16 protein-coding genes and 1 pseudogene are annotated in these 20,883 nt (G+C 65.7%); 5 read left to right on the top strand and 12 right to left on the bottom strand.

Going from position 1 to position 20,883, the window contains the following annotated elements; translation table 11 throughout:
• Positions 1–5: 5 nt before the first annotated feature.
• Positions 6–686: a PspA/IM30 family protein gene (locus tag ACOCG7_RS21695; RefSeq protein ID WP_073431034.1), complete on the bottom strand. Its 681-nt coding sequence runs from the start codon at positions 684–686 to the stop codon at positions 6–8.
• A 441-nt stretch (positions 687–1,127) separates the two neighbouring features.
• A complete protein-coding gene (locus ACOCG7_RS21690) occupies positions 1,128–1,766 on the bottom strand; it encodes a hypothetical protein (RefSeq protein WP_244744023.1) in 639 nt (212 codons plus the stop codon).
• A 518-nt stretch (positions 1,767–2,284) separates the two neighbouring features.
• Here ACOCG7_RS21690 and ACOCG7_RS21685 point away from each other — a divergent pair.
• Positions 2,285–4,786: a penicillin-binding protein 1A gene (locus tag ACOCG7_RS21685; protein ID WP_244744025.1), complete on the top strand. Its 2,502-nt coding sequence runs from the start codon at positions 2,285–2,287 to the stop codon at positions 4,784–4,786.
• 427 nt (positions 4,787–5,213) lie between these two features.
• Positions 5,214–6,092 carry a lipid A biosynthesis lauroyl acyltransferase gene (locus ACOCG7_RS21680; protein ID WP_114162558.1) on the top strand — a complete coding sequence of 293 codons (879 nt, stop codon included), beginning with the start codon at positions 5,214–5,216 and terminating at the stop codon, positions 6,090–6,092.
• On the opposite strand, the gene ACOCG7_RS21675 is transcribed toward ACOCG7_RS21680, so the two are convergent.
• Genes ACOCG7_RS21675 through ACOCG7_RS21665 form a run of 3 tightly spaced genes read right to left on the bottom strand, consistent with a single transcriptional unit; the run spans position 6,086 to position 11,879 of the window.
• Entirely contained in the window at positions 6,086–7,597 is a 1,512-nt protein-coding gene (locus ACOCG7_RS21675; RefSeq protein WP_244744027.1) for an efflux transporter outer membrane subunit, read from the bottom strand. The two genes, ACOCG7_RS21680 and ACOCG7_RS21675, sit on opposite strands and share 7 nt — an antisense overlap.
• Positions 7,598–7,599: 2 nt before the next feature.
• Complete coding sequence (locus ACOCG7_RS21670; RefSeq protein ID WP_244744029.1) at positions 7,600–10,728, bottom strand: efflux RND transporter permease subunit; 3,129 nt, start codon at positions 10,726–10,728, stop codon at positions 7,600–7,602.
• The gene (locus tag ACOCG7_RS21665; RefSeq protein WP_347142925.1) at positions 10,725–11,879 is read right to left on the bottom strand and encodes an efflux RND transporter periplasmic adaptor subunit; all 1,155 of its coding nucleotides are present in this window, start codon (positions 11,877–11,879) and stop codon (positions 10,725–10,727) included. Before ACOCG7_RS21665 ends, ACOCG7_RS21670 begins: the two co-directional genes overlap by 4 nt.
• A gap of 220 nt (positions 11,880–12,099) precedes the next feature.
• On the opposite strand from ACOCG7_RS21665, the gene ACOCG7_RS21660 reads away from it, so the two are divergent.
• On the top strand, positions 12,100–12,717 hold the full coding sequence (locus ACOCG7_RS21660) for a TetR/AcrR family transcriptional regulator (protein ID WP_073431041.1): 618 nt from the start codon (positions 12,100–12,102) through the stop codon (positions 12,715–12,717).
• Between the two features lie 52 nt (positions 12,718–12,769).
• Here the strand turns inward: ACOCG7_RS21660 and ACOCG7_RS21655 are convergent, their stop codons facing one another.
• On the bottom strand, positions 12,770–12,982 hold the full coding sequence (locus tag ACOCG7_RS21655) for a hypothetical protein (RefSeq protein ID WP_073431042.1): 213 nt from the start codon (positions 12,980–12,982) through the stop codon (positions 12,770–12,772).
• A gap of 256 nt (positions 12,983–13,238) precedes the next feature.
• Between ACOCG7_RS21655 and ACOCG7_RS21650 the strand changes: the two genes are divergently transcribed.
• Entirely contained in the window at positions 13,239–14,297 is a 1,059-nt protein-coding gene (locus ACOCG7_RS21650; protein ID WP_244744033.1) for a LysR family transcriptional regulator, read from the top strand.
• Positions 14,298–14,585: 288 nt separating this feature from the next.
• Here ACOCG7_RS21650 and ACOCG7_RS21645 read toward each other — a convergent pair whose 3' ends face one another.
• Positions 14,586–14,816, bottom strand: coding sequence for a DUF2795 domain-containing protein (locus ACOCG7_RS21645; protein ID WP_073431044.1), 231 nt, complete (start codon positions 14,814–14,816; stop codon positions 14,586–14,588).
• Here ACOCG7_RS21645 and ACOCG7_RS21640 point away from each other — a divergent pair.
• Positions 14,815–15,030: a hypothetical protein gene (locus tag ACOCG7_RS21640; protein ID WP_244744034.1), complete on the top strand. Its 216-nt coding sequence runs from the start codon at positions 14,815–14,817 to the stop codon at positions 15,028–15,030. The genes ACOCG7_RS21645 and ACOCG7_RS21640 overlap by 2 nt on opposite strands.
• Positions 15,031–15,067: 37 nt before the next feature.
• Here the strand turns inward: ACOCG7_RS21640 and ACOCG7_RS21635 are convergent, their stop codons facing one another.
• From ACOCG7_RS21635 to ACOCG7_RS21615, 5 genes and pseudogenes are all read right to left on the bottom strand, one after another.
• Positions 15,068–15,322, bottom strand: coding sequence for a hypothetical protein (locus ACOCG7_RS21635; RefSeq protein WP_073431045.1), 255 nt, complete (start codon positions 15,320–15,322; stop codon positions 15,068–15,070).
• 230 nt (positions 15,323–15,552) lie between these two features.
• Positions 15,553–16,899 carry a C45 family autoproteolytic acyltransferase/hydolase gene (locus ACOCG7_RS21630; protein ID WP_154873985.1) on the bottom strand — a complete coding sequence of 449 codons (1,347 nt, stop codon included), beginning with the start codon at positions 16,897–16,899 and terminating at the stop codon, positions 15,553–15,555.
• Positions 16,900–17,026: 127 nt separating this feature from the next.
• Positions 17,027–18,759, bottom strand: a pseudogene (locus ACOCG7_RS21625) (ClcB-like voltage-gated chloride channel protein).
• Positions 18,760–18,871: 112 nt separating this feature from the next.
• Positions 18,872–19,609: a glutathione S-transferase family protein gene (locus ACOCG7_RS21620; RefSeq protein WP_114162552.1), complete on the bottom strand. Its 738-nt coding sequence runs from the start codon at positions 19,607–19,609 to the stop codon at positions 18,872–18,874.
• A gap of 144 nt (positions 19,610–19,753) precedes the next feature.
• Positions 19,754–20,833 (bottom strand): YeiH family protein, encoded by a 1,080-nt coding sequence (locus tag ACOCG7_RS21615; RefSeq protein WP_244744035.1) that lies wholly within the window; start codon positions 20,831–20,833, stop codon positions 19,754–19,756.
• Between the last annotated feature and the right edge of the window lie 50 nt (positions 20,834–20,883).

Below are 20,883 nucleotides of genomic sequence, written 5' to 3'. Positions count from 1 at the left end.
CGCAATTACTGGGCCGGCGTGTTCAACTGCTTCTTCAACGCTTCGAGGCGGTCCTCGACGGACGGACCGCGGTTCAGATCGGCGAGCTTGTCGTCGAGCGCCTTGCCGCTTTTCACGTCGGCCGAATTCAGGCGAGCGTCGGAACGCGCGTTCGACAACGCGACCTTGTCTTCCAGCTTCTGAAAATCCTCGGAAAGATTCTTGCCGCCGATGCCGCCCAGCGCGGTAGCCGCCACGTCCTTGGCCTGAGCGATCTGCTGCTTGGCCTGGAGAATGTTCGAGCGCGCGTTCAGATCGTTACGGCGGGTGCGCATGTCGTCGATCTGGCTCTTCAACTGCTCGACCGACGGCTCCAGCGTGGCCAGTTCCTTCGCCAGCGCATCGCGTTCGGCTTCGGCCGTGGCTTGCGCGCCGAGCGCTTCGCGGGCGAGCGCTTCGTCGCCGGATTGCAGTGCGCGCTTCGCGCCGTCTTCGTACTTCTTCGCCTTGTCGCCGGCAACGTCGCGCTTGCTTTGCTGCGTGGCCACTTGCGCCTGAATCTCGATCAACGAGTTCTCGGCTTTGGCGATGCTCTCGTCGAGCTCGCGCACGATCTGGCGCGAGTCGCGCGACGGGTCTTGCACGGAATCGGCCGCGTCGTTCAGAAGACCTTTGAGCGTGCGCGAAATGCTGTCAAAAAGCGACATGAAAACCTCCAAAGAATGATGTCAGCGCCGAATAATTCCGCGCGCTCAACGGCTTGCCTCTGCTACTTTACGCCGCCGCGCGTGAAGCTGCGCAGCGTTCCGACCGGAGGTCGGGGCGCGCTTGCCGATTGCAATAGCGACGCCGTAAATTGTTCGATGGTGCGATTCGAACTTGCGAAGCGGGGCAGCGCTAAAACGCGCGGCCGGTCATCCAGCCGCTCGCGGATATTACACCACGGGGTCTCTTAAAACGGACTTAAAGGGTGCGATGAGAGGGGCGCGCAAACCTTGCGCGAGAAGTGTGTCGGTAACGTGTCGTCGAGGTGTCGCGAAGGTTTCGCCTGGGCATCACGTGTGGCGTCAAGGCGTCCATAGCGAGTCCTCATGCGTGGGGCGGGATGTTCGCGCAACAGGCTTTGCCGATTGCATCGCGCCTCTGCGTCACGCGAAGCGTCCGCCTTCCGTACTCGGGTCGCTCAGTGGATCGTCCTCGTTCTGAGCGCCGTCGATGCGTGGACGCTTGAGCACGCTGCGGGCCTGCGTTTGCGGGTCGGTCTGCGGCGTTTGCGGTGTTGCGGAGCGTTTCGCGGACGCCGCTTTTGCCGCGGCGACACGCGCCACCGCTTCGGCGGTTGCCGCGGCTTCCTCGTCGACGCCGGCGGCGAGCGCGGCGGACACGTCCGCCGGCAGCAACGGTGTGGGCTCCGCCGCCGACGGGCTGTCCGCCAACGGATCGCGAGTCGACGCGGCACCTGTTTGCATTGCCGCCGTGTTTTCCGGCGAGGCGCCCGCTTCGCTGTCGCCATGCGTTTGCAAGGCCGCCGGCAGCGCCGCGCGTGCTTGCCGCGTGCCGTGCGCGACGCGCTGCAACGCGGCGTCGAGCGCGTCCGGCGCGCGTGGCGCATTGAGCCGGTCGACGATGCTGGCCGCTTTCACCTGCTCGCTGGTCGCGCCGAAGCTCAGTACCGCGCGCCGCATCAGTTCGCTCACGCTGATGCCGAGTTCGGCGGCGGTGGCGCTGATCGCGCGTTTCTGTGCGGTAGTGACGAATACGACGATGCGTTCGCTGGGCTTGTTCATGGTCGGCTCGCATACTTGTTGGCATGGTCGGCACAGACGTGCATTCGGCATAAGCCGTTCGCATGCGCCGGGTCCATCATATGACGAGTTGCACCGACGCGTAACGGGCGCGACATGAAAATCCCATGACATCAACGGCTTGTAGCGTTTCGGGCGGGCTTGTCCACAGGCCTTTCAACATTTTCTGTTGATAACTTCGACACGGCACGCAAGGCATTTGTATGAATGCCGTAATCTACAGAGGGCTCGTCACGCGACGGGAATTCTTACAAAAAATCTGGCTTCGACTCCGCTTGCTTTCTTTAAAATGCGCTGTTACGTTGCGCCGGGCACTGTCCCAGGCGCGCCGTGTGGCCGACCGGGGGTATCAGGCCGCGCGGCGGTTCGCGCCGGGTTCGGGCCTCGATGCGCCTCTGTGCTCATTGATGCGCCTTTAGCCACGTCGCTCGATCACGATCCATGCATGCGCCAGGAGCGCGTGCAGTCAGGCGCGCAGTCATGCGTCCACTATTCCAGTCATGCCAATCATCAAACGACCGCATTCCTCCCACTCTCCGGCTGGTGAAGACCGGGATTCCTACCACCGCACTCCAGGACGCAACGCCGCCTCGCGCGACGCCGAGGCGGGCCGCCGTTCCGTCGGCGCGACGATCGCGATCTGGTTCGCGAGTCTGGCCGCGACCGTCGCCGTGGTGGGCGCGTTGATCGTCGGCTATGCGCTGGTGGTGATGGGTCCGCAACTGCCGTCGCTCGACGTGTTGACCGACTATCGTCCGAAAGTGCCGCTGCGCGTCTACACCGCGGACCACGTGCTGATCGGCGAATTCGGCGAGGAACGGCGCAGCCTCGTGCGCTTCCAGGACATTCCCGACCAGATGAAGAAGGCGGTGCTCGCGATCGAGGACTATCGCTTCTACGAGCACGGCGGCGTCGACTTCCTCGGCATTCTGCGCGCCGGTTTCGCCGACCTCGCGCATGGCGGCGCCTCGCAAGGCGCGAGCACGATCACGATGCAGGTGGCGCGCAACTTCTTCCTGTCGAGCGAGAAGACCTACACGCGCAAGATCTACGAAATGCTGCTCGCCTACAAGATCGAGCGAGCGCTCACGAAGGATCAGATTCTCGAGCTGTACATGAACCAGATTTATCTGGGCGAGCGCGCCTATGGTTTCGCGGCGGCCGCGCGCGTGTACTTCGGCAAGGATCTGAAAGACATCACGCTCGCCGAGGCCGCGATGCTGGCCGGCTTGCCGAAGGCGCCGTCCGCGTACAACCCGGTGGTCAATCCGAAACGCGCGAAGATCCGTCAGGAATACATTCTGCGGCGCATGCTCGAACTGCGGTACATCAGCCGGGAGCAGTACGACCAGGCCGTGAAGGAAGAGCTTCGCACCCGCAACCCCGGCAACGAATACAGCGTGCACGCCGAGTACATCGCGGAAATGGTGCGGCAGATGATGTACGCGCAGTACAAGGACGAGACCTATACGCGCGGCCTGAACGTCACCACCACGATCGATTCCGCCGATCAGGACGCCGCTTACCGCGCGGTGCGCAAGGGCGTGATGGATTACGAGCGGCGCCACGGCTATCGCGGACCCGAAGGCTTCGTGCAACTGCCCGCGCCCGGCGACGACCGCGACCAGACGATCGACGACGCGCTCACCGATCACCCCGACAACGGCGAGCTCATCGCCGCTGTGGTGACGGACGCGGGTCCGAAGCAGGTGAAGGCGCAACTGGTGGACGGCACTCAGGTGACGATCAGCGGCGACGGCCTGCGCTTCGCAGCCGGCGCGCTGAGCGCGCGCGCGGCGGCGGCCACGAAGATCAAGCCGGGCTCGATCGTGCGCGTGCTTGCCGACGACAAAGGCAACTGGCAGATCACGCAGCTTCCGCAAGTGGAAGGCGCGCTGGTCTCGCTCACGCCGCAGGACGGCGCGATTCGCGCGCTGGTGGGCGGCTTCGACTTCAACAAGAACAAGTTCAATCACGTCACGCAGGCGTGGCGTCAGCCGGGTTCGAGCTTCAAGCCGTTCATCTATTCGGCGGCGCTCGACAAGGGGCTGGGACCGGCCACGATCATCAACGACGCGCCGTTGTACTTCCCGTCGAGCACGCCGGGCGGCGACGCGTGGGAGCCGAAGGACGACGATCAGCCGGACGGCCCGATGCCCTTGCGCCTCGCGTTGCAGAAGTCGAAGAACCTGGTGTCGATCCGCATCCTGTCGTTCATCGGCACCAAGTACGCGCAAGACTTCGTCACGCAGCGTTTCGGTTTCGACGCCGACAAGACGCCGCCGTATTTGCCGATGGCGCTCGGCGCGGGCCTCGTCACGCCGTTGCAGTCGGCGGGCGCGTACTCGGTGTTCGCGAACGGCGGCTACCGGATCAATCCGTATCTGATCAACGAGGTGACCGATGCGCGCGGCGAGCCGCTGTCGAAAGCGCAGCCGCTGACCGCCGGCCGCGACGCGCCGCGCACGCTCGAACCGCGCAACGCGTACATCATGAACAGCCTGCTGCATTCGGTGGCCACCGCCGGCACCGGCGCGGGCACCAACGCGCTGCATCGTTCGGACTTGCAGGGCAAGACGGGCACGACCAACGACGCGAAGGACGGCTGGTTCGCCGGGTATCAGCAATCGCTGGTGGCGGTGGCGTGGATGGGTTATGACCAGCCGAAGACGCTCGGCAGCCGCGAATTCGGCGCGCAACTCGCGCTGCCGATCTGGGTCGAGTACATGCAGCGCGCGCTGCGGGGCGTGCCGCAAGCCGAGCCGCCGCAGCCGCCCGGCGTGACCACCGTCGACGGTGAGCTGTTCTATGCGGATATGACGCCGGGCAACGGCTTCGTCGCCAGCATCGGCCTCGATTCGGCGAATCCGACCGCCGGCGTGAGCGATGCGCTGGGCGGCGTGGGACCGGCCGGCATGACGCCGCCGGCGGTGCCGCCGCCGAACGTCTCGTCGAACGAGAAGAAGCAGATCATGGATCTGTTCGAGACGAACAAACCTTGAGGTCGTGGCGGATGTGCGCGGGCCGGGTGGTCCCGCATGGCCCCGCACGGTCCCGCGCGTAGGCTGGTCGGAAAACGGGTGGGCGTTTGCGAAAACGCCGTCCTTCGCCAACGCTTTTCCACGCCATCGATGATGGCGCGGCGAGCGGCTTTTGTGCCCGCACTGCGCGGTGTGTTTTAATCACGCCTGCGGTGCTTCCATTGGGTCCCGTCGGGACGCCCGATTCCTGGCCTCATTCCTGGACCGATTTCTGGCCGGTTTGGCCGCCAACACCGCTGCGTCTCGCCGCGAACGAGACGTCCATCTTCAGAACGCGCCGCGCGAGACCCGGTTTTGACGCGCGGCGCATGCCGCTCCGTCCGTTAGCACAAGCAGATTTGCTGCGGCCGGCTTGTTTGCCATCCAGCATCCACCGGGTCTCCGCCTAGTGAAAAGTCGAATCCTCATCGGTCTGATGACAGGTCTGCTGCGCGCCTTTGCCTTTCTGCCCTACGGCGTCGTCGCGCGGATCGGCACCGGTATCGGCGCGTTGCTGTACCGGATTCCGAGCACACGCCGGCGCGTCGTGCATACCAATCTGAAATTATGTTTTCCCGACATGAGCGACGAGGCGCGCGAACGTCTTGCGCGCGCGCACTTTTGCCATGTGATCCGCAGCTATGTCGAGCGCGGGCCGCAATGGTTCGGCAATGCGCGCGCGCTCGCGCGTCTTGTCGAAGTGGAAAGCGCGATCGATCTCTCCGATATGCAGGCGCACCCGACGATCTTCGTCGGTTTCCATTTCGTCGGCATCGAAGCGGGTTGCATGATGTATTCGACGCGGCATCCGGTTGCGTCGCTGTACACGCCGATGTCGAACCTGCTGCTCGACGCCATGGCGAAGCGCCAGCGCGCCCGCTTCGGCACGGAGATGATTCCGCGCAGCGATAGCGTGCGGCGGGCGTTGCGCGTGTTGCGCGAGGGCAAGCCGGTGATGCTGGCGGCCGACATGGATTTCGGTTTGCGCGACTCCGTGTTCGTGCCGTTTTTCGGCGTGCCGGCTTGCACGCTGACGTCCGTCTCGCGGATGGCGCGTGCGAGCAATGCGCGCGTGGTGCCGTTCGTGACGGAGGTGTTGCCGGACTATCGCGGCTACAAGCTGACGATCTTCGACGCGCTAAGCGATTTTCCGTCGGACGACGTCGCACTCGACGCACGGCGGATCACCGAATTTCTCGAGACGCAGGTCCGGCGGATTCCTGCCCAATATTATTGGGTGCATAAGCGATTCAAGAATCGGCCGGCGGGGGAGGCGGGCGTTTACTGAGCGTTGCGGGTGGCTGTACCGGCATTCGATGCCGCCGCGGCAGTCCCCGTTCCGCCCTCGACCGGCGGATTCCCCATCGCCTGAAACAAGGCCGCCGTATCCGTCAAACGCGCGCTCGTATAGCGGATCTCATCGAGTTGCGCGTTACGAAACTGCTGCTCGCTCGAACGTGTCGACGCGACCGGCACCGCGCCCAGCCGATAGCGCCCCGACGTCTCCTCGAACACGCCCTGGGCCGAACGCGCGGCGCTATTGGCCGCCTCCAGCGCCTGCGCGTCGTGCTCGAGCGCGGCGAGCGTATCGGCGACGTTCTGGAACGCGGCCAGCACGGTCTGCTTGTATTGCGAGACCGTCGCGTCATAGGTATTCATCGCGGCGCGGCGCTGCGCAAACAACGCGCCGCCGTGGAACAGCGGCTGCGACAGCGACGCGCCGATGCTCCATATCGCTCCCGCGCCGGACAGCGCCACCGGCCAGCTAAACCCGCCTTGTCCCATCGATGCGCTCAGCGAAATGCTCGGGAACATCTGCGCCGTCGCCACGCCGACCTCGGCAGCCGCGGCCTTCAAGGCGGCGTCGGCGGCCTGGATGTCGGGCCGCGTGCGCAACAACTGTGACGGCACCACCACCGGCACCTGTTCGGGCACGCTCAGTTGCGCGAGATCGAGATCGTCCGGCGCGGCATCCGGCGTGCGGCCGAGCAGCACCGCCAACGCATGGCGCGTGGTCAGCCATTGCTGCTTCAGACCCGGCAAGCTCGCGGACAAACTCGCCGCGCTCTGTTGCGCGCTCAACTGGTCGGCGTGGGACACGGCGCCCAGCACGTAGCGGCGCTGCGTATCGCGTGCCTGATCGTTGGCGAGCGTGACGAGCCGTTCGGTCGTGTCGATCTGCGCGCGCAGCGCGGCGCTGGTGATCGCGGCGCTGACGATGTTGGCGGCGAGCGCCCGGCGCGCCGCATCGAACTGGTACGCCTGCACGTTCACGCGCGCGGCGAGCGCGGTGTCGGCGAGACGCGCCGCGCCGAACAGATCGAGCGTGTAGTGCGCCTGCAATTGCCCGACGAAGATGTTGTACAGAAACGTGTTCGAGCCGATCTCGGGGATCGCCAGCGCGCGATTGCGGGTCACCTGACCGCCCGCGTCGATGGTCGGCAGCATCGAACTGCCGATCTGCGCGCGCAGTTGCTCGCGCGCCGCGGCGAGGCTCTTGTCGGTGGCGGCGAGCGTGGGGCTGTTGCGCAAGCCTTCGTCGACCAGCGCGTTCAGCGCATCCGAGCGATACAGCTTCCACCATTCGGGCACCGGCTTCGCGCCGACCACGAACTGTTGCGTGACGCCTTGCGCGGACGCCGTTTGCGTCGGCTGCGCCTGCGCGCCGTAGTGCGCCGGTTGCGGCATCGCGGGCGGCTCGCCGCTCGGTCCGAACGAGCAGGCGGCGAGCGCGCATGCGGCGCCCGCGAGCGCGGCGATGCGCGGGTATCGGGAGATTGCGAAAGTAGCCATGATCAATTCCCCGTATGCGCCGAATCGGACGCGGACGGCGCCTGCGGCTCGCGTTCGTCGCCGCGCACTCGGAACCAGGCGGCGTACAGCGCGGGCAGATAGAACAGCGTAAGGACGGTCGCGCTGGTGATGCCGCCCATCAGCGCGGTGGCCATCGGACCGAAGAAGTTCGAGCGCAACAGCGGAATCAGCGCGAGCACGGCGGCGGCCGCGGTCAGCGTGATCGGCCGGAAACGCCGTACCGTCGCCCCGACGATCGCATCGAAGCGCTTATGCCCCGCGGCGATGTCCTGCTCGATCTGATCGACCAGGATCACCGAGTTGCGCATGATGATGCCGAACATGGCGATCACGCCGAGCGTCGCGACGAAACCGAACGGCTGGCCGAACAGCAGCAGCGTCAACACGACGCCGATCAGACCGAGCGGCGCGGTCAGCACCACCATCAGCACGCGCGAGAAACTCTGCAACTGGATCATCAGCAACGTGAGCACGGCGATGATCATGATCGGCATCTGCGCGTTGATCGACGTCTGGCCCTTGGCGCTTTCCTCCACCGAGCCGCCCACCTCGATCCGGTAGCCGACCGGCAGCGTCGCGCGAATCGGGCCGAGCGCCTTGTTGACGGCGTTCGTGACGTCGATGCCTTGCGCGCCAGGTCCGACGTCGGACTGCACGGTGATCGTCGGTTGACGGTCGCGCTCCCAGATCACGCCGTATTCGAGATCGTTGCGCAGATGGCCGAGCGTGCCGAGCGGCACCGGGCCGTTCGGCGTCGGCATCGCCAGCGTGACGAGTTGCGCGGGGTCGACGCGTTCGGCTTTCGGTGCGCGCAGATCGACGCTGATCAGCTTGTCGCGTTCACGGTACTGCGTGACCGTGTAGCCGGAGAGCGTCATCGCGAGGAAGCTGGAGATGTCCTCCGAGCTCACGCCGAGTTCGCGCGCTTTCTTCTGATCGACCTCGAAGCGCACCGAGCGCTCGGCGGGTTCGTCCCAGTCGAACTGCACGCCGCGTGTGCCGGGATTGGCGCGCAGCGTCGCGGCGACGCGCTCGGCGATCGAGCGCACCGTGGCGATGTCGTCGCCGCTCACGCGGAACTGCACCGGATAGCCGACCGGCGGCCCGTTCTCGAGCCGCGACAGGCGCGTGCGGATCGCGGGGAATTTGTCGCGCAATTCGGGTTCGAGCCACTGCGCGAGCTTCTCGCGATCCTTCACCGACTTCGCGGTGATCACGAACTGCGCGAAGTTCGGCTGCTGCAATTGTTGATCGAGCGGCAGATAGAAACGCGGCGCGCCGCTGCCGACGAAGTTCACCGTATGGTCGATTTCCGGCCGGCCCGCGAGCGTTTTTTCGAGCCGCTCGGCCTGGCGCAGCGTCGCATCGAACGACGCGCCCTCGGGCAAGCGCACGTCCACCAGCAACTCGGAACGGTCCGAACTCGGGAAGAACTGCTGCGGCACGAGCGTGAAGCCCGCCATCGCGACGATGAACAGCACGACGGTGATCGTCAGCACGATGAAGCGCCGCTCGATGCACCAGCCGACCCAGCCGCGCAGCCGCGTATAAAAGCGCGTGTCGTAGATGTCGTGCTCGTGATCGTCCGCTTCGTGTTCGTGGCGCTTGCGCTCGGGCAGCAGGTGATAGCCGAGCAGCGGAATCAGCACGACTGCCGCGAGCCACGATGCGATCAGCGCGATCGCCGACACCTCGAAAATCGAGCGCGTATATTCGCCGGTGCTCGACTTGGCCAATGCGATCGGCAGAAAGCCGGCCACCGTGACAAGCGTGCCGGTGAGCATCGGAAACGCGGTACTGGTGTACGCGTAAGCCGCCGCGCGCGTGCGGTTCCAGCCTTGTTCGAGCTTCACCGCCATCATTTCGACCGCGATGATCGCGTCGTCGACGAGCAGGCCCAGCGCCAGCACCAGCGTGCCGAGCGAGACCTTGTGCAGGCCGATGTCGAACAGGTACATGCACAGCGCGGTGACGGCGAGCACCACCGGTATCGAGATCACGACCACCATGCCGGTGCGCACACCCAATGAAATGAGGCTCACCACCAGCACGATCGCGATCGCCTCGGCCACCGCTTCGAGAAAGTCGTCGACGGAGCGCGCGACCGCCTCCGGCATGCTCGACACTTCGGCCAGTTGCAAGCCGGCAGGCAGGTGTTGGCGCAGCCGGACCGTTTCCTGGTCGAGCGCCTTGCCGAGGCGAATCACGTCGCCGCCCGGCTGCATCGTCACGCCGATGCCGAGCACGGCCTTGCCGCCGGAACGCATTTGCGTGGCGACGGGATCGTCGTAGCCGCGCTTGATCGTGGCGATGTCGCCGAGACGGAACGAGCGGTTGTTGATGCGGATCAGCGTGTCGGCGAGCGCGGCGACGTCCTTGAACTGGCCGGTGGGGCGCACGAACACGCGGTCGTCGGCGGTGGTCAGCGTGCCGGCTTGCGAGACGCTGTTTTGCGCGTTGATCGCCTGGCCTAGTTGCTGCGGCGAAATGCCGAGACGCGTGAGTTGCGTGTTGGCGATTTCGATGTAGATGTGCTGATCCGGGTCGCCGAAGTAATCGACCTTGGCGACACCCGGCACGCGCAGCAGCACGGTGCGCAACTGGTCCGCGTAATCGTGCAGTTGCGCGGCGGAAAAGCCGTCGCCCTCGAGCGTGTAGATGTTGGTGTAGACGTCGCCGAATTCGTCGTTGAAAAACGGCCCTTGAATGCCTTGCGGCAAGGTCGCCGCGATATCGCCCACCTTCTTGCGCACCTGATACCAGGTTTCGGGCACGTCCTTGACCGGCGCCGAGTCTTTCATCGAAAAGAACATCAGCGATTCGCCGGGGCGCGAGTAGCTGCGCACGAAATCGATCGCGGGCGTTTCCTGCAATTTGCGGCCGATGCGGTCGGTCACCTGCTCCTGCACCTGGCGCGCGGTGGCGCCCGGCCAGAAGGTGCGGATCACCATCACGCGGAACGTGAAGGGCGGGTCTTCGGATTGCGCGAGCCGGGTGTAGGCGAGGATGCCGAACGCGGTGGAGAGCGCGATCAGGAAGACCACCAGCGCCTGGTGGCGCAGCGCCCATGCGGACAGATTGAAGCGTCCTTCTTCTTGCGTGGTGCTCATGAAGCGAAGTCCTCGGGATGCAGCGGCGCGATCGGCCGGACTTTCTCGCCGGCGCTCACCGTATGCACGCCTTGCAGCACGACGCGTTCGCCTTCCTTGAGCCCGCCGCCGATCACGATGGTGCGCTCGTTGTAGCGCGTGACGGTGACGCGGCGCAGTTCCAATGCGTTGTCCGCGGCTCGCACGACCCATACCGCGGGTTCGGCGCCGTCGTGGAACAGCGCGGTAGCCGGCACGACGAAGGAACTGCCTTGATTCGCCGCGCTGTTCGCCGGCGACGTGGAGATCGCGATATCGGCGGTCATGCCGAGGCGCGCGTCGGCGCCGGGGTTCTCGAGCGTGAGCCTCGCGCGATAAGTGCGGCTTTGCGGATCGGCGGCGGGCGACAGTTCGCGCACCCGCGCGGTGAAGCTGCGCCCCGGCAACGCGGCCAGCGTGACCTTGGCCGTTTGCCCGACCGCCAGCGCGGCCAGCGCGCTTTCCGGCACGTCGCACACCACGTCGACGTCGCCGCTCCACGCGAGGTTGTAGACGGCCTGGCCCGCGGACACGTTCTGGCCGGTGTCGGCCTGTTCGGCGGTGATGACGCCGGCGTGATCGGCGACGAGCGCGGTGTACTGCAGCTGGTCTTTCGACAACGCCGCCTGCTGCGCCGCCTGGTCGCGCTGCGCGGCGGCGGACGCGTAGGCATTGGTGGTTTGTTCGAGCTGCGCGGGCGCGATCAGGTTTTCTTTCGCCTGCGCCTGGTCGCGCTCGAGCTGCTGCTTCGCGTACGTGAAAGCGTGCTGCGCGGCGGTGAGCTGCGCCTGTGCGCTGGCCGCGCTCTTTTGCGCGTCCGCTGGATCGAGCCGGGCGACGATCTGGCCGGTCTTGACCACGTCGCCGAGGCGCACGCGCCGCTCGATGATCTTCCCGCCGACGCGAAACGACAGCGGCGTCGAATAGCGCGCCTGCACTTCGCCGGGCAACGACGCCGCCGGCGCGGCCTTGCCGTCGGCATGCACGGCCACGGCGACCACCGGGCGCGGCACGGGCGCGGCCGCTTCTTTTTTCGAGCACGCGGCCAGCGTGACCAGGCCGGTGAGCGCAAGCGCGAAGGTTGCGCGGCGCAAACGCGCGGAACGGGCAAGCCGCTGTGACTGCTGGCGCATCGCTGACGATGCGGGAGGACCGGGACGCTTCACAATTACCCCAACTGGTGACGGCGAACGAACACGGCAAGCCGCAGGGGGCCCGCCAGCGGGGACACGCAGGTCGTTTTATGCAGACAGCATGCGCATCGGACTTCGAATGGTGAATCGCATTCTAATACACACCTGTATTTGAATGCGAGGATGAATTTAAATTCTTTTCGGTGCTAGACTTGCGCTCATGAAACGGCAACGACTCACACGGGAACAGAGCAAGGACCAGACGCGTCAGCGTCTGCTCGACGCTGCGCAGGCGATTTTCATGAAGAAAGGCTTCGTCGCGGCAAGCGTCGAGGACATTGCGGCGGCAGCGGGCTATACGCGCGGTGCGTTCTATTCGAACTTCCGCAGCAAGAGCGAATTGTTTCTCGAACTACTGCGGCGCGATCACGAGACGATGCAGGCCGGCTTGCAGGCGATCTTCGAAAACTCGGCCTCGCGCGAGGAAATGGAAGCGCGCGTGCTGCGCTACTACAGCAATCTGCATCGCGAGAACAAGTGCTTCCTGCTGTGGGTGGAGGCCAAGCTGCTGGCCGTGCGCGACGGCCGCTTCCGGCTGCGCTTCAACGCGTTCATGCACGAGAAGCTCGAACAACTGGGCGCGTACATCCGCGAATTTTCGGCACGCGTGGGCACGCCGCTCCTGCTGCCCGCGGAGGGGTTGGCGGTGGGCCTGATGGGCTTATGCGACGGCGTGCAGTTCTTCTACACGGTCGATCCGCAAAACGTGTCGGCGGAGATGGCCGAGACGGTGCTGGCGCAATTTTTCGCGCGCGTGGTGTTCGGGCGCGACGCGTGATCCGCGCGGCCCGCGTGTGGAATGAGCGACGAATCCGGACGAATCAGGCGGATCAGTTGGTCGGCAATTGCGCGCAAGCGTCCGCGACCGGCGTGGCGCAAATGAACGAATACTCACCGCTGTAGCGCAGCACTTCCTTACTCGCGTGCAGTACGACCCGGATGTCCGGGCAGCGCTCATAGGCGATGAAGGCCGAACAGGCCGCGGCGGACCAGCAGACCAGCGAAAACGCGATTTTTTCGAAAAGCTGAAAACGATGTGGCATAGCGGTTAGTTTCCTTTCGGGCGCTATGTTACCAGCATCTAAGGGTTTATACCTAGTTCAAAGTTCGCGACGAGCCTCGCAGCGCGGCTGCAAGCGCGTCGGAAATCTGACCGGATTGTCATGTACGGGTCAGGGTTGGGACAGGCTCGATCGATACAATCGATTCGTTGGGCAAACCCGCGCGCGCCTTGCCGCACGGGTCGATAGAGGCGGCAGCGTCGCGCCGGCCCGGCGTTACCGAGGCAGGAGTCGTCCCATGAATCAACTGCAATCGATGCGCGTGTTCGTCAAGGTCGCCGACCTGGGCAGTTTCGTCCGCGCGGCCGGCGCGCTGGAGCTTTCCACCGCCGTCGTCACCCGTCATGTCGCCGATCTGGAAGCGCGTCTCGCCACGCGCCTGATCAATCGCACCACGCGGCGGCTCGCGCTGACCGAGTCCGGTGCGGCTTATCTGGAGCGCGTGCGTTCCATTCTCGACGACCTCGACGGCGTCGAGCAGATGGTGGTGGCGCGCAATCACGAACCGGTCGGCACCTTGCGCATCGTCGCGCCGGTGGTGTTCGGGCTGCATAGTCTCGCGCCGGTGGTGCAGTCCTATGCGGCGCGCTATCCCGACGTGGTGCCGGACGTCACGCTCGCGGATCGTCACGTCGATCTGGTCGAAGAGGGTTTCGACGTCGGCATTCTAGTCGCGCGGCCCATGCGCAGCGCGAGCATCGTCACGCGGCGGCTGACCACGGGCCACATGACGGTCTGCGCGACGCCCGCCTATCTGGCGCGGCACGGTACGCCCACGCGCCCGGAGCATCTGCTGGAACATCCCTGTTTGAGCCGGCCGCAGGAGCAGGGCGGCGACGAGCGCGTGTTCAGCGGGCCGGACGGCGAAATCCGCGTGCGGCCCACCAACGCGATCGCCGCGAACAATACGGAGATGCTGCGGCAGTTCGCGCTGCTGGGCATGGGCGTGGCGATTCTGCCGAGCTATCTGATCGGCCGGGATCTGGCGTCCGGGCGGCTCGTGCCGCTGCTGGACGCGTATCGTCTGCCGCCGGTCGAAATCGCGATTGCGTATCCGAGCCGCTTTCACTTGCCGGCGAAGGTGCGGACCTTCATCGATCATCTCGTCGAGCATTTCCAGCAGGACGGGCAGCACCCGCGCGGTTCGCGGATGCTGGCGCCGCGGCGTGCGGTTGCGGGTTCGCCGGATTATGACGACGGCCTGCCGGCGTCTGCGTTGCGGGGAGAAGAGGTGCGGCCGCGGCCGTTGCTCAAGGCTTCGCGCGCGCGAGGTGTGGCGGCGCCGTCGGCGGTTTGATGGGGGCGGGGGATGGCGGGGCGTTGGTGTGAGTCGGCGCAGCTCGTGGGTGCGTTAGCCGTGCCGGTCCGCCGGGCGTCGTTCGTCAGTGCGCGTTTAGCTGTGCCGGTCAGTCGGGTAGCCGCTCGTCAGAGCGCTTACGGCCGTGCCGGTCCGCGGGCGTCGTGCGCCAACGCGCGTTTAGCCGTGCCGGTCAGTCCGGTGCTGCTAGTCACCGCGCTTGCAGCCATACAAGCCCCTCCAAGCGCCGTGCCGTCAGCGCCCGCAGCCGCTCCCGCCCAACGTCGCTTATCCGGCGAGCCCTGGTCCGTAGTTGCTGCCGAGGAGCCGCGTGACCGACGCAATGTCGACGTAATCCTGTTCCGGCATGCCGTCGAGCATCGACAGCACCTCGTTGCTCGCGCCGGCTTCGCGCGCGGCGTCGACCAGCGCGTCCTTATTGGTCGGAAACTGGACTTCGCTCAAAAGATCGGCGATCTGAAGATCGATTGATTCGCCGGGAATAGCCGATGCGGTCATGCAAGCGCTCCTGGTTGTTGTTGCCGTGCTGCTGGACGGGAATGATGGCGCCGCTAAGCAATGGACAAGACCGGCCGCCGCTTCTTCAGACGCCACCGCGATTCGCCGAGCCATCTTGATCGCGCCATCGGACTCCATTGTCGCGCGAACCGGCGCTCGTCGGCGCGCACCGGTTCAGGGCCGAACGAAAACGCCGAACGAAAACGCCGACTGAACGCGCGAACCCAACACGGCCAACCAAACCAGCGCTATCAAGTCTGCAAACGCTCGTTTCGTCCGATGAAGCCGCGCCCGAGGTGCCGTGACCTGGGCAAGGCGATGTGTTTCCATCGGTCCGGACGATTGTCGTCCGTGGCGGCGACATCCGGCGCCGGCGGCGCGACAGGTGCCGCATTGGCGCGTTCGGCAAGGATGCCGGCGTTGCTGGTGTCCGTCGCGGTATGCACTGGCGCGGCGAAACACGAGGCTGACAGCGTCACCATGATCAACAGCGTCGAGGTTTTCATCACCCGACCTCCTAAGCTCATGCGGCGCTAACGAGTCAGCAAGCGCTGTGCCGTCCCCGCGTCGAAAGGAGGGCGCCAGCCGCACGCGGCGCCGCGATTCGCGGCCACGCGCACTTACCATCTTAGTTGGTCAAATTCCGCAACGCGCCCCGAACGCCAATAAAAACGCCGTCGCGTAGCGCGGATGATGGCAGGAAGGGACCGGGCTGTCGCGGACGGTCGTTCCGCGTTCAGTTTCCCTCACGCAATACCTCGAACCGCGTCCACGGCCACGACGGCCGGTCGCGCATATAGCCGTTCAGCCAGTTCCATTGCGGATGCCGTTTCATGAACGCCTGGGCGTCGAACGGCCGCCCGCAGGGATGCCCCCAGCGCGCGGCGAACGCCATCTCGCGCGCCATTTCGCTGTCGGCGACCTTGCCGTCGTTGGCGCCCCACGGATTGAACGGTCCGTGATCGCTGCCGCCGAAGCGCGCGTCGTCCAGTTCCAGATGCCCGCAGATGGTGCGCGAGCAGGGGTTGTCGTTGCGGTCGAGATAGACGTCGTGATGGTCGGCGATCATTTGCTTGGCCAGCTCGACGTCGATCTTGCCGCGATGCATGTCCTCGAGTTGCATGAAGCGCAGCCGCCGCGCGCCGTTCTTGCGCACGTCGGTATAGTCCTCGCCTTCCCCGAGACATTCCTGATTGCGGATCTTCAGGTCGGTGGCGGTGTTATAGCCGCTGTAGAAGCCGTCCTTCGTGCTCTCGAAACCGGAATAGTGCAGCCCGAGTTCGTAACGCGCGATCTCGCCGGTCTTGACGTCGCCGAGCAACCAGCTATTCGCGTAGCCGCCGTTGTTGGCGACCGCGAACATCTCGCACCATTCGCCGATGCTGTTCGCGTACTGCGATGCGCGCCGCGAGCGATAGAACTCCGGCGCGCCCGCCGCGTTGTAGCCGACGAAGTTGGAGATGGTGGTTTCGGTCACCATCAGCCCGGCGGCGGTAATCCAGAAATCGGTGAGGCTGGAGATGCAGCCGGGCAAGCCCTGCATCAGAATGCGGTTGCCTCGGTCCGGCACGATGTCGAACACCACATTGAACGCGTCGCCCGCGGCATAGCGGTCCCATGAGTTGTGCGCCATCACGATGCGGCCGTCGCGGGTGGCCTTGCCGGTCGCGATGAACGCGCTGCAGTGGTGGCCGCGCCGTCCGCGCCACGGCTTGAGGCCAAGGCGCGGCTCCCGCTGCGCCGCGTGCGTCGGCCACCAGCTTTGCAGCAGATCCATGTAGCCATTCCACGCCAGCACTTCGGCGAACGGCAACTGCGCGCCGTCGGCGATGCCCTGGATTTCGTCGCTGAATTCGGTGTCGAGCTGGTTGGCGAACTGCGAGGTCGCCGCGTCGACGAAGGTGTCGAAGTCTTCGCCGGTGTCCCACTTCGCGAGATAGCGGGCGGTGTGGATCGCGTTGCGGATTTCGGCGGCGAGCAACTGGCCGTGCTGCTCGCCGCGGTCGTAGGGCTCGCCTTCGATATGCAGGAAAATCCAGCCCGCCTGGTCGCGGCGCACGGCATCGAGGGACGGTTCGCTCATCTTCGCTCCGATCGAAGGCCGGGCGTCTCGATGCGCCCGTCGTGGCGTCACGCGCGCGGCTCGCATTTCGGCGCGGCGTCTTTCTTATTGTAGGGAATCCGCCGGGCTTTGCACGGCGGGCGCCTGCCTAACGAGCCGGATTCATGCGGAAATAAGCGTCGAGCAGCGAGGTCTTGTAGACCACGCCCGCGAGCGTCGGATGCGCGGCGCTTTCGATCACCGGCAGCCGTTCGCCCTGGAACGCGAGGAAGTGCTGCAACGCGACGCCGAGCGGCATGTCGGGCGTGAGCACGTCGAAATGCGGTTGCAGATAATCCGCGGCGGTCTTGGTGGAGGTATCGCGCTTGTCGAGCAGATCCGAGGTGATGTCCTTCAACGCGACCACGCCGAGAAACGCCCCCGACTCATTGGCGACGTACAGATACTTCACCGGATATTCGAGGAACACGCGCGTCATGTCGTGCACGGTCGCGTTCGGCGGCACGACGGTTTCGGCCGGGCGGATCAGTTCGCGCATCTGCGTGGCGCGCAGGCGGATGCGTTCCTGTTCCTGCTGATTGCGGCGCAGCGTGATTTCGTACATCGAGGTCTTGCCGATCGCGCGCGACACGAAATACGCGACCACGCATGACAGCATCAGCGGCAACACCACCTGATAGCTGAGCGTCATCTCGAAGATCATCAGGATCGCCATCAGCGGCGCCTGGGTCGCGCCCGCCAGAAACGCGCCCATGCCGACCATCGCGTAGGCGAACGGCGCCGACGTGCCATGCGGCCACAGCGTATGCATGCCCTGGCCGAACAGCGAGCCGACCACCGCGCCGACGAAGAGCGTCGGCGTGAAGACCCCGCCGATCGCGCCCGAACCGGCGGTGGCCGCCGTCGCGATCAGCTTGAACAGCAGCACGACGACGAGTGCGCCCCACGTCCACGACGAATGCAGGATCGAGTTGACCACGCTGTAGCCGTTGCCCCAGACCTCGGGCGTCCACACCGACAGAATGCCGACCACCAGGCCGCCGAGCGCGAGCCGCGCGGGCAGCGGCAAGGGCAGCTTGCGAAAGCCCGCCTTCGACGCGTCGAGCAGCCGCAGAAACTGCGGCGCGGCCGCGCCGCACAGCACGCCGAGCGCGACGAACAGCATCACCTCGACGCCCGTGACCGGCGGAAACACCGGCATCTCGTACGGCGGCTTGTAGCCGGCGAATTCGCGCATCGTGATGTTGGCGACCACGGCGGCGACCACCACGGGCCGAAGCTTTCCATCGCGATCGAGCCGAGCACGATCTCGGTGACGAAAAACGCGCCGGCGATCGGCGCGTTATACGCGGACGTGATCCCCGCCGCCGCGCCGCAGGCCACCAGCAGACGCAGCCGCGCCGGATCGAAATGCACCCAGCGTCCGATCAGCGATGCGGCGAGCGCCGCCAGTTGCACCATCGGTCCTTCGCGGCCGATCGAGCCGCCGCTCGAAATCGTGAACAGCGACGACACGCTGCGCCACAGGCTCAGCTTCACCGGCACCACGCCGTCGCCGATCGCGACCGCTTCCATGTAGTCGATGTGGTTGCATTTGTCCGCGTGACGCTGCGCGATCAGCAGAAAGAAACCGGCGATCAGACCGCCCGCGGCGGGCAGCCAGATCCGCACCGTCCACGGCAGGCTGCGCGCCATTTCGACGAAACTGCCGGACTTGCCGGCCACCGCGAATTGCAGCAGCGCGATGCCCTCGCGAAAAGCGATCGTCGCGAAGGCGCCGGCGACGCCGACCACCACCGACCAGACCAGCATCGTATGGGCTTCTGAGAGACGGAAGAGATTTTGGGCGCGGGTGCGCAGCTTCAGCAGGAACGAAAGCACGTCGGCGGGACAGGGCGTGAGAGGGAGTGGAAAAACGCGCACGGCAACAGCAGCGCGCCCGCTCTCGAAAGCGGGCGCGCGGCGGCGGGTGAGCGGGGAAGAGCGGCGCGGGTCAAGCCGCCGCCTTGTCGAGTTCGGGATAGTGCCGGAAGATGCACGCTTCGTTATGCTCGATGCGCCGTTCCGACTGCAGATACGCGGCGATGTTCGGCCGCTCGATCACGGCGTCGTGCAGCGCGGCGAGCCGCGGATAGTGTTCGCCGAAACGCTTGAGCGCGCGCGGAAACGCGTATAGCAGACCGTCGATCAACTGGAACATCGACAGGTCGACGTAGGTGAGCGCGTCGCCCACCATGAACGTATCGCCGGCCGGATTCTGCTTCAGCACGCGCTCGAAATAATTCATGAACTTCGGAATGCGGTTGTCGATGAAGTCGTGCGCGCGCGCCTTGGCCGCGTCTTTCTGATCCTCGTAATAGAGCGCGCTGGCGAGCGGGTGATGCGTGTCGTGCGCCTCGGTGACCACGTCGGCGATCGTCAGTTGCAGGCCGTTGGCGACGTAGCGCAGGCTCTCCACCGAAGGCGCGAGGTTGAGCCGCGGGCCGAGGTAGAACAGGATGTTGGCGGTCTGCGAAATCACCAGATCGCCGTCCTTCAGGAACGGCGGCGCGAAGGGCGGATACGGTTCGTCCCTGCTCTTCATGACGGCCATCATCGCGCTCGTGCCGAGGCCCTCGGCGGGCTCGCCGCGCGCCACTTCCACGTAGTCGGCGCCGGCTTCTTCCAGCGCGAGCCGCACGAATTCGCCGCGGCCTTGCAGGCCGTCCCAATAGTAAAGTTCCAGGCTCATCGATCGATCCTCATTCGGGTTGCGGTGAACGGGTTGCATGAGTAGGTAACGTGAGCAACCAGTATGCCGTGCGAGCGCGCCGGATGTTCTCCAGAATGCGCGAAACCCCGCGCGCGGCGGGGTGGGTTCGAAGGCGAGGGCGGCTTAGCCGAGCAGGTGCTGGACAGTCCATGTGATTCCCAGTCCGCCCAGAGTCAGCCACACGTACAGGATGAAACCGGTGGTCAGCGCGCGCGGGCCGGCCTGACGGATCTGCGAGAGGCGCGTCTCGATGCCGAGCGCGGTCATGGCCATCGTCAGTGCGAAGGTGTCGAGCGTGTTGAGCGTGCTGGTCGCGGTTGCCGGCAGCACATGCAGCGAGTTGATCACGACGAAGGCGAGAAAGCCGAGCGCGAACCACGGAATCGCCAGCTTGCGCGGAGCATGGTGCTTGCCGTCGTGCGCCGCCGCGCCGCGCGCCGTGCGGTTCGCCCACATGCCGACCATCAGCAGCACCGGCACCAGCAGCATCACGCGAGTCATCTTGACGATGGTGGCGATGTGCGTCGCTTCCGGGCTCACGTTGCTGGCCGCGCCGACCACTTGCGCCACCTCGTGAATGGTGCCGCCGAAGAAAAGCCCCGCGCCGACCGTGTCCAGATGCAGCCAGCCCGCCTTGAACAGCGCCGGGTAGAGGAACATCGAAAGCGTGCCGAACAGCACGACGCTGCCCACCGCCATCGCGCTCTTGTGCGGCTTCGATTGCAACGTCGACTCGAAGGCGAGCACGGCGGCCGCGCCGCAGATCGCGCTGCCCGCGGCCGTCAGCAATGCCGTGTCGCGGTCGAGTTTCATGATTTTCATGCCGGCCCACGTGCCGAGCACGAGCGTGCTCACGACGATCAGTACCGATTCCGCGAGCCCCGGCAAGCCGACCTGAGCGATTTCCTGCAGACTCACGCGCAGCCCGAAGAACGCCACCGCGATGCGCAGAAGCTTGCGCGCCGAAAAGTTGACGCCGGCCGCCCAGCTTTCCGGCATGCCGTCGCGCAGCGCGTTGCCGTAAACCGCGCCCGCCACGATGCCGACGATCAGCGGGCTCAGCCCCAGTCCGGCGATGGCCGGAATCGACGCGATGTGGGTCACGGCAGCCGCGAAAAGCGCGACGAAAAGAATGCCGTTGAGCAGGCCACGAGTGGACGATCCGGCCGGTGTGGTTGCAGCGATGAGATGGGCAGTGGTCATGGCGCAGTCCTTATTGGCTGGCTGATTCAATGGCCCTAATCCTAAATTGA

The sequence above is a fragment of the Paraburkholderia sp. DD10 genome, assembly GCF_049177125.1.
GTDB classification, from domain to species: Bacteria; Pseudomonadota; Gammaproteobacteria; order Burkholderiales; family Burkholderiaceae; genus Paraburkholderia; species Paraburkholderia terricola.
Note: the sequence above shows the minus strand (reverse complement) of the source record. Positions and strands in the feature narration are given on the sequence as shown.

Coding starts and splice junctions, on each gene's coding strand:
- ACOCG7_RS21670 (WP_244744029.1), bottom strand. CDS start 10,728: ATGAGCACCACGCAAGAAGAAGGACGCTTCAATCTGTCCGCATGGGCG.
- ACOCG7_RS21655 (WP_073431042.1), bottom strand. CDS start 12,982: ATGCCACATCGTTTTCAGCTTTTCGAAAAAATCGCGTTTTCGCTGGTC.
- ACOCG7_RS21660 (WP_073431041.1), top strand. CDS start 12,100: ATGAAACGGCAACGACTCACACGGGAACAGAGCAAGGACCAGACGCGT.
- ACOCG7_RS21620 (WP_114162552.1), bottom strand. CDS start 19,609: ATGAGCCTGGAACTTTACTATTGGGACGGCCTGCAAGGCCGCGGCGAA.
- ACOCG7_RS21695 (WP_073431034.1), bottom strand. CDS start 686: ATGTCGCTTTTTGACAGCATTTCGCGCACGCTCAAAGGTCTTCTGAAC.
- ACOCG7_RS21650 (WP_244744033.1), top strand. CDS start 13,239: ATGAATCAACTGCAATCGATGCGCGTGTTCGTCAAGGTCGCCGACCTG.
- ACOCG7_RS21690 (WP_244744023.1), bottom strand. CDS start 1,766: ATGAACAAGCCCAGCGAACGCATCGTCGTATTCGTCACTACCGCACAG.
- ACOCG7_RS21675 (WP_244744027.1), bottom strand. CDS start 7,597: ATGGCTACTTTCGCAATCTCCCGATACCCGCGCATCGCCGCGCTCGCG.
- ACOCG7_RS21685 (WP_244744025.1), top strand. CDS start 2,285: ATGCCAATCATCAAACGACCGCATTCCTCCCACTCTCCGGCTGGTGAA.
- ACOCG7_RS21615 (WP_244744035.1), bottom strand. CDS start 20,833: ATGACCACTGCCCATCTCATCGCTGCAACCACACCGGCCGGATCGTCC.
- ACOCG7_RS21635 (WP_073431045.1), bottom strand. CDS start 15,322: ATGAAAACCTCGACGCTGTTGATCATGGTGACGCTGTCAGCCTCGTGT.
- ACOCG7_RS21640 (WP_244744034.1), top strand. CDS start 14,815: ATGCAAGCGCTCCTGGTTGTTGTTGCCGTGCTGCTGGACGGGAATGAT.
- ACOCG7_RS21645 (WP_073431044.1), bottom strand. CDS start 14,816: ATGACCGCATCGGCTATTCCCGGCGAATCAATCGATCTTCAGATCGCC.
- ACOCG7_RS21630 (WP_154873985.1), bottom strand. CDS start 16,899: ATGAGCGAACCGTCCCTCGATGCCGTGCGCCGCGACCAGGCGGGCTGG.
- ACOCG7_RS21665 (WP_347142925.1), bottom strand. CDS start 11,879: ATGCGCCAGCAGTCACAGCGGCTTGCCCGTTCCGCGCGTTTGCGCCGC.